The 18,160-nt window shown below is 58.3% G+C and carries 18 protein-coding genes and 1 riboswitch; of the genes, 9 read left to right on the top strand and 9 right to left on the bottom strand.

Annotated elements, in window-relative coordinates; all coding sequences use genetic code 11:
- Positions 1–422 precede the first annotated feature (422 nt).
- Complete coding sequence (gene uvrB / locus N037_RS13875) at positions 423–2,438, top strand: excinuclease ABC subunit UvrB (RefSeq protein ID WP_032641620.1); 2,016 nt, start codon at positions 423–425, stop codon at positions 2,436–2,438.
- A gap of 93 nt (positions 2,439–2,531) precedes the next feature.
- On the opposite strand, the gene yvcK is transcribed toward uvrB, so the two are convergent.
- On the bottom strand, positions 2,532–3,440 hold the full coding sequence (yvcK, locus tag N037_RS13870; protein WP_028015643.1) for a uridine diphosphate-N-acetylglucosamine-binding protein YvcK: 909 nt from the start codon (positions 3,438–3,440) through the stop codon (positions 2,532–2,534).
- A gap of 225 nt (positions 3,441–3,665) precedes the next feature.
- Positions 3,666–3,799: riboswitch (molybdenum cofactor riboswitch) on the top strand.
- Between yvcK and moaA the strand changes: the two genes are divergently transcribed.
- From moaA to N037_RS13840, 6 genes are all read left to right on the top strand, one after another.
- On the top strand, positions 3,787–4,776 hold the full coding sequence (moaA, locus tag N037_RS13865; RefSeq protein WP_032641618.1) for a GTP 3',8-cyclase MoaA: 990 nt from the start codon (positions 3,787–3,789) through the stop codon (positions 4,774–4,776). (Overlaps the previous riboswitch by 13 nt.)
- A gap of 24 nt (positions 4,777–4,800) precedes the next feature.
- Positions 4,801–5,313 carry a molybdenum cofactor biosynthesis protein B gene (gene moaB, locus N037_RS13860; RefSeq protein ID WP_032641616.1) on the top strand — a complete coding sequence of 171 codons (513 nt, stop codon included), beginning with the start codon at positions 4,801–4,803 and terminating at the stop codon, positions 5,311–5,313.
- A gap of 3 nt (positions 5,314–5,316) precedes the next feature.
- Entirely contained in the window at positions 5,317–5,802 is a 486-nt protein-coding gene (moaC, locus tag N037_RS13855; protein ID WP_023292962.1) for a cyclic pyranopterin monophosphate synthase MoaC, read from the top strand.
- Entirely contained in the window at positions 5,795–6,040 is a 246-nt protein-coding gene (gene moaD / locus N037_RS13850; RefSeq protein WP_023334974.1) for a molybdopterin synthase sulfur carrier subunit, read from the top strand. The genes moaC and moaD overlap by 8 nt, the downstream gene beginning before the upstream one ends.
- A gap of 1 nt (position 6,041) precedes the next feature.
- Positions 6,042–6,494 carry a molybdopterin synthase catalytic subunit MoaE gene (gene moaE / locus N037_RS13845; protein WP_032641614.1) on the top strand — a complete coding sequence of 151 codons (453 nt, stop codon included), beginning with the start codon at positions 6,042–6,044 and terminating at the stop codon, positions 6,492–6,494.
- A 64-nt stretch (positions 6,495–6,558) separates the two neighbouring features.
- On the top strand, positions 6,559–7,266 hold the full coding sequence (locus N037_RS13840; protein ID WP_032641612.1) for a Bax inhibitor-1/YccA family protein: 708 nt from the start codon (positions 6,559–6,561) through the stop codon (positions 7,264–7,266).
- Positions 7,267–7,355: 89 nt separating this feature from the next.
- Here N037_RS13840 and N037_RS13835 read toward each other — a convergent pair whose 3' ends face one another.
- Genes N037_RS13835 through N037_RS13825 form a run of 3 tightly spaced genes read right to left on the bottom strand, consistent with a single transcriptional unit; the run spans position 7,356 to position 10,314 of the window.
- The gene (locus N037_RS13835; RefSeq protein ID WP_032641610.1) at positions 7,356–8,318 is read right to left on the bottom strand and encodes a lysylphosphatidylglycerol synthase domain-containing protein; all 963 of its coding nucleotides are present in this window, start codon (positions 8,316–8,318) and stop codon (positions 7,356–7,358) included.
- Positions 8,318–9,556, bottom strand: a complete 1,239-nt coding sequence (gene clsB / locus N037_RS13830) for a cardiolipin synthase ClsB (RefSeq protein WP_032641608.1) — start codon at positions 9,554–9,556, stop codon at positions 8,318–8,320. Before clsB ends, N037_RS13835 begins: the two co-directional genes overlap by 1 nt.
- Positions 9,553–10,314: an endonuclease/exonuclease/phosphatase family protein gene (locus N037_RS13825; protein ID WP_032641605.1), complete on the bottom strand. Its 762-nt coding sequence runs from the start codon at positions 10,312–10,314 to the stop codon at positions 9,553–9,555. The genes clsB and N037_RS13825 overlap by 4 nt, the downstream gene beginning before the upstream one ends.
- A 133-nt stretch (positions 10,315–10,447) precedes the next feature.
- Here N037_RS13825 and N037_RS13820 point away from each other — a divergent pair, with 133 nt between their 5' ends.
- Positions 10,448–10,858 (top strand): YbhQ family protein, encoded by a 411-nt coding sequence (locus N037_RS13820; protein WP_032641603.1) that lies wholly within the window; start codon positions 10,448–10,450, stop codon positions 10,856–10,858.
- Here the strand turns inward: N037_RS13820 and N037_RS13815 are convergent.
- The 5 genes from N037_RS13815 to cecR form a co-directional block, all read right to left on the bottom strand.
- Positions 10,820–11,926 (bottom strand): ABC transporter permease, encoded by a 1,107-nt coding sequence (locus N037_RS13815; RefSeq protein WP_032641601.1) that lies wholly within the window; start codon positions 11,924–11,926, stop codon positions 10,820–10,822. The genes N037_RS13820 and N037_RS13815 overlap by 39 nt on opposite strands.
- Positions 11,927–12,023: 97 nt before the next feature.
- Positions 12,024–13,157 (bottom strand): ABC transporter permease, encoded by a 1,134-nt coding sequence (locus N037_RS13810; protein ID WP_032641599.1) that lies wholly within the window; start codon positions 13,155–13,157, stop codon positions 12,024–12,026.
- Positions 13,147–14,886, bottom strand: a complete 1,740-nt coding sequence (locus N037_RS13805; RefSeq protein ID WP_032641597.1) for an ATP-binding cassette domain-containing protein — start codon at positions 14,884–14,886, stop codon at positions 13,147–13,149. The genes N037_RS13810 and N037_RS13805 overlap by 11 nt, the downstream gene beginning before the upstream one ends.
- Positions 14,879–15,874, bottom strand: a complete 996-nt coding sequence (hlyD, locus tag N037_RS13800) for a secretion protein HlyD (RefSeq protein ID WP_032641596.1) — start codon at positions 15,872–15,874, stop codon at positions 14,879–14,881. The genes N037_RS13805 and hlyD overlap by 8 nt, the downstream gene beginning before the upstream one ends.
- The gene (gene cecR / locus N037_RS13795; protein ID WP_032641593.1) at positions 15,871–16,548 is read right to left on the bottom strand and encodes a transcriptional regulator CecR; all 678 of its coding nucleotides are present in this window, start codon (positions 16,546–16,548) and stop codon (positions 15,871–15,873) included. Before cecR ends, hlyD begins: the two co-directional genes overlap by 4 nt.
- Positions 16,549–16,755: 207 nt before the next feature.
- Here cecR and rhlE point away from each other — a divergent pair, with 207 nt between their 5' ends.
- Positions 16,756–18,141 (top strand): ATP-dependent RNA helicase RhlE, encoded by a 1,386-nt coding sequence (rhlE, locus tag N037_RS13790; protein ID WP_023334986.1) that lies wholly within the window; start codon positions 16,756–16,758, stop codon positions 18,139–18,141.
- Positions 18,142–18,160: the final 19 nt, after the last annotated feature.

Raw genomic sequence — 18,160 nt, 5'->3', positions numbered from 1 at the left:
AGTTATCCACTATTCCTGTGGATAACCATGTGCATTAGAGTTAGAAAACACGCGATAAGCGAGAGAAGACGCGGCTTACGCCCAAATTGGCGCGAAACGCGGCTTTAGAAAATATCGTTTATTATTTAATTGCTTAGATAAAAGCAATTCCCGTCATGAAAGTGTCACCCGTTGCCACAAAACTATCATTACCTGGCTTGACAAATGTTAAAAAAGAAAAAGTTCTGGGGATAACCTGACCTGACTGGTGTTTTATATTGTCACAGCCCAAATTTTGGCCGCTGTCGCGCTAATCATTCAGGCGCTACTCTAAATATCCTGACATGCTACTGGTTTTTCATCCAGTGTTTTTTACTGGCATTCCTGGCAACAAGGAGTAAAATTACTCACCTGCCGCTTTTAACGTCATCAGGTTGTCGCCCATGAGTAAACCGTTCAAATTGAATTCTGCTTTCCGTCCATCTGGCGATCAGCCTGAGGCGATCCGTCGTCTGGAGGAGGGGCTGGAAGACGGGCTGGCGCACCAGACGCTGCTGGGGGTAACCGGCTCGGGTAAAACGTTCACCATTGCCAACGTGATTGCGGATCTCCAGCGCCCAACGATGGTGCTGGCACCCAATAAAACCCTGGCCGCGCAGCTTTACGGCGAGATGAAAGAGTTCTTCCCGGAAAATGCGGTGGAGTATTTCGTCTCCTACTACGATTACTACCAGCCTGAAGCCTACGTGCCGAGCTCTGACACCTTCATTGAGAAGGACGCCTCGGTGAACGAACACATCGAGCAGATGCGTCTGTCGGCCACTAAGGCGCTTCTGGAGCGTCGCGACGTGGTCGTCGTCGCATCGGTTTCCGCGATCTACGGTCTGGGCGATCCGGATCTCTATCTCAAGATGATGCTGCACCTGACGCAGGGGATGATCATCGACCAGCGCGCCATCGTCCGTCGTCTGGCGGAGCTGCAGTATGCCCGTAACGATCAGGCGTTCCAGCGCGGCACCTTCCGCGTACGCGGCGAGGTGATCGACATCTTCCCGGCGGAATCGGACGATATGGCGCTGCGCGTCGAGCTGTTTGACGAAGAGGTTGAACGCCTGTCGCTCTTCGACCCGTTGACCGGACACGTTGAGTCGGTGATCCAGCGCTTCACCATCTACCCGAAAACGCACTACGTGACGCCGCGCGAGCGTATCGTGCAGGCGATGGAAGAGATCAAAGTTGAACTGGCCGAGCGCCGTAAGGAGCTTCTGGCGAACAATAAGCTGCTGGAAGAGCAGCGCCTGAGCCAGCGCACCCAGTTCGACCTTGAGATGATGAACGAGCTGGGCTACTGCTCCGGCATTGAAAACTACTCGCGCTTCCTCTCCGGGCGCGGGCCGGGCGAGCCACCGCCGACGCTGTTTGATTATCTTCCGACAGACGGTTTGCTGGTGATCGACGAATCCCACGTTACGATCCCGCAGATCGGCGGGATGTACCGCGGTGACCGGGCGCGCAAAGAGACGTTGGTAGAGTACGGCTTCCGACTGCCGTCAGCGCTGGATAACCGCCCGATGAAGTTTGAAGAGTTTGAGGCGCTGGCGCCGCAAACCATTTACGTCTCGGCCACGCCGGGCAACTACGAGCTGGAGAAATCCGGTGAAGACGTTGTCGATCAGGTTGTGCGTCCAACGGGTCTGCTCGATCCCATTATTGAAGTTCGTCCGGTGGCCACGCAGGTGGACGATCTGCTCTCGGAAATTCGGGCCCGTTCCGCCATCAACGAGCGCGTGCTGGTGACCACGCTCACCAAGCGTATGGCGGAAGACCTCACCGAATATCTCGAAGAGCACGGCGAGAAGGTGCGCTATCTGCACTCGGATATTGACACCGTGGAGCGCATGGAGATTATCCGCGACCTGCGTCTGGGCGAGTTTGACGTGCTGGTGGGGATCAACCTGCTGCGAGAAGGTCTGGATATGCCGGAGGTCTCGCTGGTGGCGATTCTGGATGCGGATAAAGAGGGCTTCCTGCGTTCTGAACGCTCCCTGATCCAGACCATCGGCCGTGCGGCGCGTAACGTCAACGGTAAAGCGATTCTGTACGGCGACAAAATCACCCCGTCGATGGCGAAAGCGATCGGTGAAACGGAGCGCCGCCGCGAGAAACAGCAGCGCTACAACGAAGAGCACGGCATCACGCCGCAGGGGCTGAACAAGAAGGTGGTGGATATTCTGGCGCTGGGTCAGAACATTGCCAAAACCAAAGCGAAAGGTCGCGGCAAGGCGCGTTCAGTGGTGGAAGAAGATACCGTCGTGCTGACGCCGAAAGCGCTGCAGCAGAAAATCCACGAGCTGGAAGGGCAGATGATGCAGCACGCGCAGAACCTGGAGTTCGAAGAGGCGGCGCAGATCCGCGACCAGCTTCATCAGCTGAGGGATCTTTTCATAGCGGCATCGTGAGTGGGTTTTGCCCGGTGGCGCTGCGCTTACCGGGCCTACGGGGTTAGCGTCTTTTGTAGCCCCGGTAAGCGCAGCGCCACCGGGAGTTTTTTGCTAACCCAGCGCCTGAATCGCCTTCTCCAGCGCCTCGCGTAGCAGATGGCGGTCGTGGCGATACTTGATATCGCTGGCCTCCAGCGGCTCCTGCACCACCAGACGATCGCCAATCCCTGACACATCCACTTTTGGGCCCACGACTACGCCGTCAATGATTTTCTTGCCTACGTAATGCTCCATCAAATTGAGTTTGTCTGACAGCGACAGGCTCGCCGCCGCCGGGCTCAGTTCACGTCCCAGGTTACCGATGTAAACCATCGGGGCTGGGGTACGGCGCAGCGCCTGCGCCAGCTCTTTCACCAGCAGAATGGGCATCAGGCTGGTATAAAAACTGCCCGGACCGATCAGGATAAGATCCGCTTCCCCGATGGCCTCTACCGCTTCCCTCGTGGCGGGCACGCTCGGATAGGTCATCAACTCCGTCGGCGGCAGGAGGAGCTGGTCAATATTTACCTCGCCGTAAACTTCATGCCCTTCAGCGTCGATTGCCATCAAGTCAACCGGTTGTTCAGACATGGGGATCAGGAATGCGTCCACTTTGAGCAGATTACGGATTAAGTTGATGGCTTCCAGAGGCCGTACGCTCAGGTGATCAAGCGCCTTTAACATCAGATTTCCGAGGTTATGCCCGGAAAGTTCGCCATTACCCCCAAAACGGTACTCAAACATCGCCGACGCGACGCTTGGCTCGGTAATTAACTGGTTCAGGCAGTTGCGCATATCTCCCCAGGCAATGCCGCCTTCGGCACGACGAATGCGCCCGGTTGAGCCGCCGTTATCGGTGGTGGTCACTATCCCTGTCAGCCTTGAGCCGAGTGAGGACAAAGAGGACATAACCCGGCCTAAGCCGTGCCCGCCGCCAAGAGCGACCACTCGGTCAAGATCCGCAAAAGTGCGATTGCGCATACGTATTCCTTATTACGTTCGATCGCGTAACAGTAACCTAACTACCCCTAAAAGACGATGCCTCACCCGATGCAAAATGACGTATATCAATGTGAAAATGCGGTTTTTAGGTATTCTGTAGCGAAAATGCAGGATTGATACGCTATATAGATAATTATATAGCGTAAAGCGATAATGGCGCCGTCAGAATTTCCGCGCTACTATCGTCCTAACCACGTTTTCAAAATTGAAAACATACACTCTAGCCCTTGTGCCTGTGTCGAAAGATATGGCGCTCTGGCCGTGGCGAATTTGCCACCAGGGTACAGAAAGAAATGACTGTGCCTCCCGATCTGGAAAGGTGTACATGGCTTCACAACTTACTGATGCTTTCGCGCGTAAGTTTTATTACTTACGTCTGTCGATTACCGATGTGTGCAACTTCCGTTGCACCTACTGCCTGCCCGATGGCTACAAACCGGGCAGCGTCACCAATAACGGCTTTCTCTCCGTGGATGAAGTGCGCCGCGTCACGCGCGCCTTCTCTGAGCTCGGCACCGAAAAAGTGCGTCTGACCGGCGGCGAACCCTCTCTGCGCCGTGATTTCCCCGACATCATTGCCGCCGTGCGTGAAAATGAACGTATCCGTCAGATTGCCGTGACCACCAACGGTTACCGCATGGCGCGTGACGTGGCGAACTGGCGCGATGCGGGGCTGACGGCGATCAACGTCAGCGTCGATAGCCTGGACGCCCGTCAGTTCCACGCCATAACCGGCCAGGATAAATTCCAGCAGGTCATGGACGGTATCGACGCGGCATTTGCGGCCGGGTTCGAGAAGGTCAAAGTCAACACGGTACTGATGCGTGATGTGAACCATCATCAGCTCGATACCTTCCTGGCGTGGATCAAACCCCGCCCTATACAGCTGCGTTTTATCGAGCTGATGGAAACGGGCGAGGGGAGCGAGCTGTTCCGTCGCCATCATATCTCCGGCATGGTGCTGCGCGACGCGCTGCTGAGACGCGGCTGGATCCACCAGATCCGCCAGCGCAGCGACGGCCCGGCGCAGGTCTTCTGCCACCCGGATTACGAAGGTGAGATAGGGCTTATCATGCCCTATGAGAAGGACTTCTGCGCCAGCTGCAACCGCCTGCGCGTCTCCTCCGTTGGCAAGCTCCATCTTTGCCTGTTCGGCGACGGCGGCGTAGACCTTCGCGATCTGCTGGAAGACGATGCGCAGCAGGACGCGCTTGAAGCACGCATTTCTGAAGCGCTGACGCATAAAAAACAGACCCACTTCCTGCATCAGGGCAATACCGGCATTACTCAGAACCTGTCTTACATCGGCGGGTAATCAGGCTTAAGAAGGAATTAGAAGATGAGTCAGGTAAGCGCAGAATTTATCCCGACACGCATTGCCATTCTTACCGTTTCCGACCGCCGTGGCGAAGAGGATGATACCTCCGGCCACTGGCTGCGCGAGGCGGCCCATGACGCGGGGCATAGCATCGTCGATAAAGCGATCGTGAAGGAGAACCGCTACGCCATTCGCGCTCAGGTTTCGCAGTGGATTGCCAGCGATGAGGTGCAGGTGGTGCTGATCACCGGCGGCACCGGCTTTACCGCAGGCGATCAGGCCCCCGAAGCGCTGATCCCGCTGTTCGACCGCGAGGTGGAAGGCTTCGGCGAAGTGTTCCGCATGCTCTCCTTTGAAGAGACTGGTACCTCTACGCTCCAGTCGCGCGCCGTTGCCGGGGTGGCTAACAAAACCCTGATTTTCGCCATGCCGGGTTCGACCAAAGCCTGCCGCACCGCGTGGGAAAACATCATCGCCCCGCAGCTCGATGCCCGTACCCGTCCGTGTAATTTCCATCCCCATTTAAAGAAATAAGCTATGTCACAACTGACCCACATTAACGCCGCCGGCGAAGCGCATATGGTGGATGTTTCCGCCAAAGCTGAAACGGTACGCGAGGCGCGCGCGGAAGCGTTCGTCACCATGCTGCCGGAAACGCTGGCGATGATTATCGACGGCAGCCACCATAAGGGCGACGTCTTTGCCACCGCGCGCATCGCGGGTATTCAGGCCGCCAAGCGCACCTGGGATCTCATTCCGCTGTGCCATCCGCTGATGTTGAGCAAGGTGGAAGTGAACCTGCAGGCGCAGCCGGAGCAGAGCCGCGTGCGTATTGAGTCACTCTGCCGTTTAACCGGCAAAACCGGCGTGGAGATGGAGGCCCTGACGGCGGCATCTGTCGCCGCGCTGACCATCTACGACATGTGCAAAGCGGTGCAGAAAGATATGGTGATTGGCCCGGTGCGCCTGCTGGCAAAAAGCGGCGGCAAATCCGGTGATTTTAAGGTGGACAGCCATGATTAAGGTGCTCTTTTTTGCGCAGGTGCGCGAGCTGGTGAATACAGACAGCCTGACGCTGGATGCGTCCTTCGAAAACGTCGCTGCCCTGCGCGCGCATCTGGCGGCACAAAGCGACCGCTGGGCGCTGGCGCTGGACGAAGGCAAGCTGCTGGCCGCCGTTAACCAGACGCTGGTGGAGTTCACCCATCCGCTGAAGGAAGGCGATGAAGTGGCCTTCTTCCCACCGGTGACGGGGGGCTAAGATGGCTGAAACACGAATTCTGGTGAGCCCCGAGCGTTTTAACGTGGGGACCGAATACAGCTGGCTGGCGGAACGCGATGAAGACGGCGCGGTCGTCACCTTCACCGGCAAAGTGCGCAACCACAACCTCGGTGACAGCGTGAAGGCACTGACGCTGGAGCACTATCCGGGGATGACCGAAAAGTCGCTGGCGGAGATTGTCGACGAGGCGCGGAGCCGCTGGCCGCTTGGCCGCGTCGCGGTGATTCACCGCATCGGCGAGATGTGGCCCGGCGAGGAAATTGTCTTTGTCGGGGTGACCAGCGCACACCGCGGCAGCGCGTTTGCGGCAGGGGAGTTCATTATGGATTACCTCAAAACCAAAGCGCCGTTCTGGAAGCGCGAAGCCACGCCGGAAGGTGACCGCTGGGTAGAATCGCGCGACAGCGATAAACAAGCCGCCAGCCGTTGGTAGTCGGTTTACGTGGATGTGTTAATCTTAACGTGTGTGTCTACTTAAACTTAATCAGGAGTGAATCATGGACCGATTTCCGCGTTCCGATTCAATAGTACAGCAGACCCGTAGCGGCCTGCAGACGTATATGGCTCAGGTGTACGGCTGGATGACGGTTGGCCTGCTGCTTACCGCGTTTATCGCGTGGTATGCGGCGAACACGCCGGAGCTGATGATGTTTATCTTCTCCAGCAAGATCACCTTCTTTGGGCTGATTATCGCGCAGCTGGCGCTGGTGTTTGTGCTTTCTGGCCTGGTGCAAAAGCTGAGTGCCGGAATGGCGACCACGCTGTTTATGCTCTATTCGGCGCTGACCGGGCTGACGCTTTCCAGTATTTTCATCGTCTACACCTACTCTTCCATCGCCAGCACCTTCGTGGTGACCGGCGGGATGTTCGGCGTGATGAGCCTGTACGGTTACACCACCAAACGTGACCTGAGCGGCTTCGGCAACATGCTGTTTATGGGGCTGATTGGGATTGTGCTGGCGTCGCTGGTGAACCTGTGGCTGAAGAGTGACGCGCTGATGTGGGCTGTGACCTACATCGGGGTGGTGGTCTTCGTTGGGTTGACGGCGTATGACACCCAGAAGCTGAAAAACATCGGCGAGCAGATCGACGTACGCGACAGTTCAAACCTGCGCAAATACTCAATTCTGGGCGCGCTGACGCTGTATCTGGACTTCATCAACCTGTTCCTGATGCTGCTGCGTATTTTCGGCAACCGTCGCTAGGGTTGTTTTGCCGGGTGGCGGCTTCGCCTTACCCGGCCTACGAAACGCGAACCGTAGGTCGGGTAAGGCAAAGCCGCCACCCGACTTGTTCACTTCGCTAACATCCTCTCATTCTTCGCCCGCAGCTTCTTCGCCCGGCTCTCCAGCGCCAGATAACAGACCGTTGCCAGCGCCAGCGGCAGGAAGTAATACAGCATGCGGTACGCCAGCAGGGCGGCGATAATCGTTCCCTGAGTGACATGCTCCCCGGCCAGAAGGGCAATAAATACCGCTTCCAGCACGCCGATCCCCGCCGGAATATGCACAATCACGCCCGCAATACTGCTCACCAGCAGCACGCCCAGCACGAAGAAGTAATTCACGTCCTCGCCAATCAGCAGCCAGATAATGGCCCCCATCGCCATCCAGTTGGCGCTGGAGACCACCATTTGCAGTACCGCGAACTTCCATGAGGGCAATACCAGCTTTTGCCCCTTGATGGTCATATGGCGGCGTTTAGCAAAGGCGCAGGCCCACAGATAAACGGCGATGATCAGCAGCAGCACGATGCCCAGAATGCGCAGCGTGGCCTCGTCGATATACCAGTGCGCGGGCAGCTGCACCACGCCGATGGTGAAGATCGCCCCGCCGAGCAGAATATAGCCCAGCCAGTTGGTGGTGATGCTTAACGAGAAAATACGCGTGATGGTCCCGCCCGGCAGGCCAAGGCGCGAATAAAGGCGGTAGCGCATGCCAATGCCGCCGACCCAGGTGCTCAGCGTCAGGTTAAAGGCGTAGCAGATAAACGACACCAGCATCACCTGGCGCTTGGCCAGCTTGTGGCCGCAGTAGGCGCGGCCCAGCAGGTCATAGCAGCCGTACATCAGATAGCTCACAATAACCAGCCCTACAGCGCCCAGCAGCACCATCCGGTTATAGTTGCGGATGACTTTCCACACATCTTCCCAGTCAACTTTCTGCGCGTAGACCACCAGCAGAACCGCGACCGCAATAAAAAACAGCCAGGTCAGGATCTTTTTTGCCAGCCGCCAGCGCGGATGCGATTTCGACATCAGGGTTTGCCTCCATCTTCCGCTTCAATACGGTCCTGGGTTTCCATTTCCGGTTGTACCGGCGGGTCCACCTGCGCAAGCTTAGGCGTGTGCGCCGGCAGCCAGCCGACCATGGCCGGGAAATGGCGCAGAAAGTGGAACACCACCACGCTGATGCCCAGGTTCCACCAGGTACGTTTGGGGACCATGGATTCGTCCACGCGCACGCTGTCGTTAACGATCAACGCCTGCAGGTTATCCCTCAGGGTCTGGTTAAACTGGCGATCGTGAATGATCAGGTTGGCCTCGAGATTGAGCGATAAGCTCAGCGGATCGAGATTGCTGGAGCCCACGGTGGCCCAGTGATCGTCCATCAGCGCCACTTTGCCGTGCAGCGGTCGGCGGCGATATTCGTAGATCTGTACGCCGCCCTTCACCAGATAGTTATACAGCAGCCGCGCGCCGACTTTGACTATCGGCATATCCGGCTCGCCCTGCACAATCAGCTTTACGCGTACCCCGCGTCGCGCCGCATTGCGCATGGCGTGCAGCAGACGATAGCCCGGGAAAAAGTAGGCGTTAGCAATAATCACTTCGCGCTTCGCGTTGGCGAGCATCTTGAGATAATGACGTTCAATGTCGTCCCGGTGTTCGCCGTTATCCCGCCAGACGAAAAGGGCCTGCGCTTCGCCGGGCTTCCGGTTCTCTTCAGGGCGATGGCGACGTCTCCACCAGCGGCGAACGGCCTCTTTACCCGGCAGGTTCTCCAGCTCAAACAGTAAAATGTTCTGCACCACCGGGCCTTCAATGCGAATGGCGTAATCCTGCTTGGCTTCCGGGCCGTAGTCGGACATATGCTCAGCGGAGTAGTTAATGCCGCCGACAAACGCCACCGTCTCGTCCACCACCACAATTTTGCGGTGCATCCGCCGGAAAAGGTTGGTACGCATGCCGAACAGGCGAGGGCCGGGATCGTAGTAGCGGAACACCACGCCCGCGGAGGTCAACTCATTCACAAACGCATCGCTGAGATCCGGCGAGCCATAGCCATCAAGCAGCACTTCAATTTTGACGCCGCGCTGTGCGGCTCGCAGCAGCACGCTGTGCAACTGCTTGCCGACGTTATCTTCGAACCAGATAAAGGTCTCGAGGATCACCTTCTGCTGCGCGTTATCAATCGCCTTGAACACGGCCGGGTAGTACTCGTCTCCGTTGACCAGCAGCGTGATTCGGTTGCCTTCCTGCCAGGAACATTTCATAGGTGGATCTCCGCGCTGAGCGGGGCGTGGTCGGAAAGATGTCGCCAGTTGAGGAGCGCCAGGGCGGTCGGGCTGCTGGCGTGGGCGTTTTTCACGTAGATGCGGTCAAGCCGAAGCAGCGGGAAACGGACCGGGAAGGTGCGCGCAGGCCTGCCGTTGGCGCGAGTAAAAATCTCTTCCAGCCCGGCATCTACCTTCAACGGATAGTTTGCCCGCTGTCGCCAGTCGTTGAAATCGCCCGCCACGACCACCGGTTCACCTTCGGGAAGCGCGTTGGCCCATTCGGCCAGCATTTTCAGCTGCGCCTGACGATGGGCTTCGCGAAGGCCCAGATGAACACAGCCGACATGGACTGGTCGCTCGAGGTCGGGCGGGGTAATGCGGCAGTAAAGCAGGCCGCGTTTTTCGCTCTCCCCGACGGAAACGTCGCGGTTTTCGTAATGTTCAATGGGGTAACGGGACAGCACAGCGTTGCCGTGATGCCCTTCCGGGTAGACCGCGTTGCGGCCGTAGGCGTAATCACTCCACATGGTATCGGCCAGAAATTCATAGTGCGGCGTGTCGGGCCAGTTCTCAAAGTGGAGCGGATGCACTTCGTGTGCGCCCATCACTTCCTGCAGGCAGACAATATCCGCGCTGACGGTGCGTACCGCGTCGCGCAGCTCCGGTAAAATGAAGCGGCGATTAAATGCTGTGAAGCCCTTATGAATGTTTATCGTCAGCACCTTAAGCGAGAAATGCTGCATTTTTTGAGTCATAAGCTCCTTCCTGAGTGACTATCCCAATGAAAATAAAGTGTAGTCGGCGTCACAAAAAGATGCGGCGTTACGGAATTTTCCGTAAAGTGCGGTAGTCTGATTAAGCAGAGAAAAATCCTTCAGGAGAGAAGCCATGAAGTGGCAACAACGTGTTCGTGTCGCAACTGGCCTGAGTTGCTGGCAGATAATGTTGCATTTACTGGTCGTGGCCGTACTGGTGATGGGCTGGATGAGCGGCACGCTGGTGCGTGTTGGCCTGGGGCTATGCGTCCTTTATGGCGTCACCGTGCTGTCGATGCTGTTCTTACAGCGCCACCATGAAGCGCGCTGGCGCGAGGTGGGTGATGTGCTCGAAGAGCTCACCACCACCTGGTATTTTGGTGCGGCGATGATTGTGCTGTGGCTGCTGTCGCGCGTGCTGCAAAACAACCTGCTGCTGGCCCTGGCGGGTCTGGCTATCCTCGCAGGGCCTGCGGTCGTCTCGCTGCTGACCAAAGAGAAAAAGCTACGCGATGTTGCGTCTAAACATCGCGTACGCCAGTGAGCCCGTCGTGGCCGCGATGACCAGTAGCGGCCACAAACTTCCCCAGACAATATCCAGACTCGCATCCTTCAAATAGATTTGCTTGGTGATGTCCGTAAAGTGCCGAATCGGATTTACCCACGTCAGATCCTGTAGCCATACCGGCATATTCTCGACGGGCGAAACATAACCCGAGAGCAAAATCGCGGGCATCATAAAGACGAATACCCCGATAAACGCCTGCTGCTGCGTCGAGCAGAGCGCCGAGATGAGCAGTCCAAACCCCACCAGCGACAGCCCATAAATCACCATCGTGAAGTAAAACAGCGCCAGCGAACCGGCAAACGGGATTTGGTAGGCCCAAATGCCTACCCCCAATACGATGGTGGCCTGGAACGTCGCGACAATCAGCGCCGGGACCGCTTTGCCGACAAAGATTTGCCAGGTGGCGAGCGGGGAGACCAGCAGCTGGTCCAGCGTGCCCTGTTCGCGCTCGCGGGCGACGGACAGGGAGGTGACGATCATCACCCCGATGGTGGTGATCATGGCGATCAGCGACGGTACCACGAACCACTTATAGTCCAGATTCGGGTTGTACCAGTTGCGCACCACCAGCTCGCTGTTGTTGGGCTTCGGTTTGCCGTCCATCAGCTCCTGCTGGTAATCCTTCACCACCTGCTGCAGATAGTTCGCTGCGATCTGGGCGCTGTTGGAGTTACGTCCGTCGAGAATCAGCTGCATCGGCGCGGTCTGGAAGGTATCCAGATTGCGGGAGAAATCCGCCGGGAACCGCACCAGCAGCAGCGCTTTTTGCGTGTCGATAGTGGGCTGGATCGCCTGCGGGCTTTTCAGCAGCAGGATGTGGGTAAAGGCTTTGGCACGCGCAAAACGCTGCGTCAGCTCGACGGAATGTTTGCCGTTGTCTTCGTTGTAAATGGCGATGGTGGCGTTGGTCACCTCAAGGGTGGCGGCGAACGGGAACAGTAAAACCTGGATCAGCACCGGCAAGACCAGAATGGCGCGGGTTTGCGGCTCGCGCAGCAGGGATTGCAGCTCTTTGCGTATTAACGTCCATAATCGGTGAAACATCGCATCGTCCTCCAGTCGGGTGGCGCTTGCGCTTACCCGACCTACAAATCGTAGGCCCGGTAAGCGTAGCGCCACCGGGCGAAATATTTGCACGGCGTTAATCTAACCGCCGTTTGGTTTTCATCCACGTCAACCCGATAAACATCACCGCCGACGCCATCAAAAACAGGGTGTTGATAATCAGCACCACCGGAATATTCCCCGCCAGAAACAGGCTTTGCAGCGTGCTCACGAAGTATCGCGCCGGGATGATGTAGGTCACGGCGCGGATCACCGCAGGCATGCTGTCTATCTGGAAGATAAACCCGGACAGCATAATCGACGGTAAAAAGGCGGCGTTGAGGGCCACCTGCGCGGCGTTAAACTGGTTGCGGGTGATGGTGGAGATGAGCAGCCCCATCCCCAGCGTGCTGAGTAAAAACAGGCTGGTGATAAAAAACAGCACCACCAGCGAGCCGCGATACGGCACGCCGAGGATAAAGACCGAGACGAGCATACAGAGCAGCATCGCCAGCATGCCGAGGAAATAGTACGGGATGAGCTTGCACAGCAGCAGCTCGACGCGCGTCACTTCGGTAGAAAGCAGCGCCTCCATGGTGCCACGCTCCCACTCGCGGGCGATCACCAGCGAGGTCAGGATCGCGCCAATCACCGTCATGATAATCGTCACCGCGCCCGGAATAATAAAGTGCTGGCTGATGGCGGCGGGGTTAAACCAGTAGCGCGTCTGCACGTCGATCAGCGGTTTAAATTCTTCACCCCGATCTTCCGCCCGCTGCATCTGCCAGAGCTGCCAGATCCCCTCCGCGTAGCCCTGCACGAAGTTGGCGGTGTTCGGCTCGCTGCCGTCGGTAATCACCTGGATCGGCGCATCGGCATTCGCCCGCGCCATATTGGCGGCAAAATCCACCGGAATGACGATCAGACCGCGAATTTTCCCGGCCTGCATTTTCTGGATCAACTCCTGCCTGTTATCGCTGATGGTGGCGTCAATGTAGGGCGATCCGGTCATGGCGTGAGTAAAGTCCAGCGCATCTTCACTCTGCTGCTCCAGCAAAATCCCGACCCGCAGCTTGCTGGAGTCCAGGTTAATGCCGTAGCCAAAGATAAACAGCAGCAGCAGGGGGATCACCACCGCAATCAGCCAGCTGCTGGGGTCGCGCACGATCTGCCGCGTCTCTTTAACGCACAGCGCGCGCACCCTGCGCCAGGAAAGGGCTTTACTGCGCATGGGCATTCTCCTTATCCCAGTCGTGGATGAGGGTGATAAACGCCTGCTCCATGGTCGGGTCCGGGACCTCATCGTCGGCGGCCTGGTTTTTCAGGTCGTCCGGGGTACCGTGGGCAATCAGCTTGCCGCGATACACCAGCCCGATGCGGTCGCAGTACTCCGCCTCGTCCATGAAGTGGGTAGTCACCATCACGGTCACCCCTTTTTCCACCATGCTGTTGATGTGCAGCCAGAACTCGCGGCGGGTAATGGGATCCACGCCAGAAGTGGGTTCATCCAGAAACAGAATATCCGGCTCGTGCATCAGCGAGCAGGCCAGGGCCAGCCGCTGCTTAAAGCCGAGCGGCAGATCGTCGGTGGCGTGGGAGGCAATGTTGGTTAACGCGAAGGCATCACTCATGCGGCGGATTTTCTCGTTCTGCGCCCGCCCGCGCAGGCCGTACACGCCGGAGAAAAAGCGCAGATTCTGCTCGACCGTCAGGTTGCCATACAGGGAAAACTTCTGCGCCATATACCCCAGATGCTGGCGCGCCTTGCCGGAGCTGACTTTCAGATCCATGTCCAGCACCAGCGCCTTGCCGGACGTCGGTACCAGCAGGCCGCACATCATCTTAAAGGTGGTCGATTTTCCCGCGCCGTTCGGCCCGAGCAGGCCAAAAATCTCGCCGCGTTTAACCGCGAAATTGACGTTATCGGTGGCGGCGAAATCCCCGAACTTTTTGGTGAGTGATTTCGCTTCAATGACCGTTTCGCCCGGCGTGCCTTCCACCGTATGCAGAATGGCGGCAAGCGGCGACTCTGACGTACCCGCGCCGCCCAGCAGGTCGATAAACGCGTCCTCAAAGCGCGGTGCGGTCTCTTCTATCTCGATCTCAGGCATTCCCTGCGCCTGGCGAACGTCGTCGGCGGTGGCCTCTTTTTTGAGAATAATGCGCACCGAGCGGCCCTGGATCATCCCGTCGCTGACCTGCGGCAGCCTGAGCACCCGCTGCAGCAGCCTGCGGTTGGACTCCTGCGGGCTATGCAGCAGGAAGCTGCGTCCGGCCATGCTCTGCGTCAGCGTCGTCGGCTCGCCCTGATAAAGCAGTTCGCCTTCGTTCATCAGCAGCACGTCCCGACACTGTTCCGCTTCGTCGAGGTAGGAGGTGCTCCAGAGGATCAGCATCCCGTCGCCCGCCAGCTCGTGCACCATCTGCCACAGTTCACGGCGGGAAATCGGGTCTACGCCGACGCCGGGCTCGTCCAGCAGCAGCACTTTCGGCTCGCCGACCAGCGTGCAGGCCAACCCCAGCTTCTGCTTCATCCCGCCGGAGAGCTTGCCCGCCAGCCGGTCGGTGAACGGGCCGAGGGAGGTAAACTCCAGCAGGCGCGCGAAGGTTTTCTGTCGGGTTTCGCCGGTGACGCTGCGCAGGTCGGCGTACAGGTTCAGGTTTTCCATCACCGTCAGGTCTTCGTACAGGCCAAACTTCTGCGGCATATAGCCGAGCATGGCGTGGAGCGCGCCGTCGTCCTTGATCGGGTCAAGACCGAGCACGCTGGCGCTTCCTTCATCCGACTTGAGCAACCCCGCCAGCATCCGCATCAGCGTGGTTTTCCCCGCGCCGTCCGGGCCGACCAGCCCGGTCACGTAGCCTTTCTGGATGGTGCAGTTCAGCGGCGCGACGGCCGGTTTGTCCATTCCCGCGAAGCGTTTAACCAGATTGTTGAGCTGAATAACCGCGTCATTCATGTCGTTCCCCGTTGTCTACTTTTACGGTGACGGGCATGCCCTGACGCAGCGCGTCGTCCGCATCGGTGACAATGATGCGCAGGCGATACACCAGGTCGGTACGCAGGTCCGGTGTTTCAACGGTTTTCGGCGTGAATTCGGCGGTAGGGGAGACAAAGCCCACTTTGCCGTGATACGGCTTGTCCGGGCGACCGTCGGTATAGAGCAGCAGCTCGCGGCCCGGCTGCATCTGGCCGAGGTTCGGCTCGTCAATGTAGGCGCGCACCCACACCGGGCGGGTCAGGGAGAGCGTCAAGACGGTGCTGCCCGCGCTGAGCATGCTGCCCGGCTCCACGGCGCGGGTCATCAGCGTGCCATCGGACGGGGCGATTAAGGTGGTGTCGCGCAGGTCTAGCTCGGCCTGGGCCAGCTGCGCCTGTGCCTGTTCAAGGCTGGCTTTCGCCTGGGCAATATCCTGCGCGCGGTTACCGGTGCGGTACTGGCTTAATTTATCCTGTGCGGATTTCAGCGTCGCCTGCGCCTGGTCACGGGACGAGCGCGCATTTTCCAGATCGTTAGCGGAAATGGTGCGGCTTTTCCACAGCCCCTGCTGGCGCGCGTAGAAGTTCTGCGCGTAGTCATAGGCGGCTTTCGCCTGCTTAACTGCGGCGGCAGCCTGGGCGATCTCTTCATCGCGATAGCCTGCCAGCATCAGGTCATACTGCGCCTGAGCCACGGATACGCCCGCTTTGGCCTGCATCAGCGCGTTCTCATAGGGCGCCTTATCCAGCATCCCCAGCGTCTGCCCGCTTTTGATGGCATCGCCTTCGTCAACGCTCAGCGAGGCGAGACGTCCGCCGACGCGGAAGCTCATGTTCACCGTGCGAATATCCACGTTACCGTACAGCGTCAGGCCTTTATCCTGCTGGCTCTGATACCACAGCCAGCCACCTATTCCAGCAGCAAGCAGCACAACAACCACCAGAATGATGGCGACAGGTTTTTTCATGACTTCAGGCTCCTTTGCGTTAAGCCTTGCAGGATCAGATCGAGATGACAGGCAATGACCTGGCCAATCTGCGCGGCTTTATCCTCATCAAATTGTGTCCAGCCGGTGCGTAACAGGATGGTTTCCCTGCCCAGACGGAAGGCAAGGATTTCACCCAGCAGGGCGTGGGTATGCAAAATTGTCTCAGTATCACCGGCGTCCCGCCCGGTATAGGCGGCGATCAGCCGGGTAAGATGGGTATGCATCGGGGCAATCACCCGATCGTGTACCCGCTGGTAGGCGGCTGTAGGTGAGAGCTGCTCGCGGGAGATAAACTTGCTCAGGTTGAGCGTATCGTCGTGCGTCAGCAGGCGGATCATGTTGTGGCAGGCTTTGAGAATAAGCTGGCGAACGGCGGCGCGATCGGGCGACGGCTGGCCGAGCAGCGCGGTGGCTTCCTCAACGTGCGGGTGAAACTGCGTGCCGATAAAATCGGCGATCCACTCGGCGCAGGCGAGGTATAAATCCTCTTTTGAGCCAAAATAGTAGGTAATCGCCGCAATGTTCTGCCCGGCCAGCGCGGCAATATCGCGCGTGGTTGCATGCAGCCCGTACTCACCAAACTGCGCCAGCGCGGCGGCGATAAGCTGATTTTTGGCCTGTTCACCTTTGGTTGTTGTGGGTGTCGTATTCATGGCGGCATTAAAAATTAATCAATCGATTGATTAAGATTATGCCTGATTCACGCTAACGTCGAGGGAACGCTGAGGGATATTTTATGCGCCACGTCACAAAAGCTGCTACACTCCGCTCCTTCGCGACATTGTGGTTTTTGTCCTCCCCTATTCGTTATATCTCCCTGAAAACTACACCTGTGATGGTCGGGGCGGTTCGGAGTTTTTATGTCTTTTGATTCCCTTGGCCTGAACCCGGAAATTCTGCGCGCGATCGCAGAGCAGGGCTACGTTGAGCCAACCCCAATCCAGCAGCAGGCGATCCCCGCTGTTCTGCAGGGTCGTGACCTGATGGCGAGCGCCCAGACCGGCACCGGTAAAACCGCGGGCTTTACGCTGCCGCTGTTAGAGCTGCTGGTAAAAAACCAGCCGCACGCCAAAGGCCGTCGTCCGGTTCGTGCCCTGATCCTGACCCCAACCCGCGAGCTGGCAGCCCAGATTGGCGAGAACGTGCGTGACTATAGCCGCTATCTCAACATTCGCTCGCTGGTGGTTTTCGGTGGCGTTAGCATCAACCCGCAGATGATGAAGCTGCGCGGCGGCGTGGACGTGCTGATAGCAACGCCGGGCCGTCTGCTGGATCTGGAGCACCAGAACGCGGTGAAGCTCGATAGCATTGAAATTCTGGTGCTGGACGAAGCCGACCGCATGCTCGACATGGGCTTCATCCACGATATTCGTCGCGTGCTGGCCAAGCTGCCTGCGCGCCGTCAGAACCTGCTCTTCTCCGCGACCTTCTCCGACGAGATCAAGGCGCTGGCGGAAAAGCTGCTGCATAACCCGCTGGAAGTGGAGGTGGCGCGTCGCAACACCGCCTCTGAGCAGGTGACGCAGCACGTTCACTTTGTTGATAAAAAGCGCAAGCGGGAACTGCTCTCCCAGATGATCGGTCAGGGTAACTGGCAGCAGGTGCTGGTCTTTACCCGCACCAAGCACGGTGCCAACCACCTGGCGGAACAGCTGAATAAAGACGGTATCCGCAGCGCGGCGATCCACGGTAACAAGAGCCAGGGCGCGCGTACCCGTGCGCTGGCGGACTTCAAATCCGGCGACATCCGCGTGCTGGTGGCGACCGACATCGCCGCCCGTGGCCTCGACATTGAAGAGCTGCCGCACGTGGTGAACTACGAGCTGCCAAACGTGCCGGAAGATTACGTTCACCGCATCGGACGTACCGGCCGCGCGGCGGCAACCGGTGAAGCGCTTTCTCTGGTCTGCGTGGATGAACACAAGCTGCTGCGCGATATCGAACGCCTGCTGAAGAAAGAGATCCCGCGCATCGAAACCCCGGGCTACGAAGTGGACCCGTCGATTAAAGCCGAGCCGATTCAGAACGGTCGTCAGGGCGGCGGTGGACGTGGCCAGGGCGGCGGCGGTCGTGGTCAGCAGCCGCGTCGTGCTGAGGGTGGTGCGCCAAAATCATCCGGCAAACCGCCGCGTCGTAACAACGACAGCAAACCGGCGGGTGAAAACCCGTGGCGCAGCGGCGAAGGTAAACCAGCAGGAGAAGGGCAGCGTCGACGCCGCCCGCGCAAGCCTGCTAACCCGCAGTAATCTGGAAGCCCGGTCGTAA

The sequence above is a fragment of the Enterobacter sp. EGD-HP1 genome (assembly GCF_000733275.2).
Taxonomy (GTDB): Bacteria; Pseudomonadota; Gammaproteobacteria; order Enterobacterales; family Enterobacteriaceae; genus Enterobacter.
Note: the sequence above shows the minus strand (reverse complement) of the source record. Positions and strands in the feature narration are given on the sequence as shown.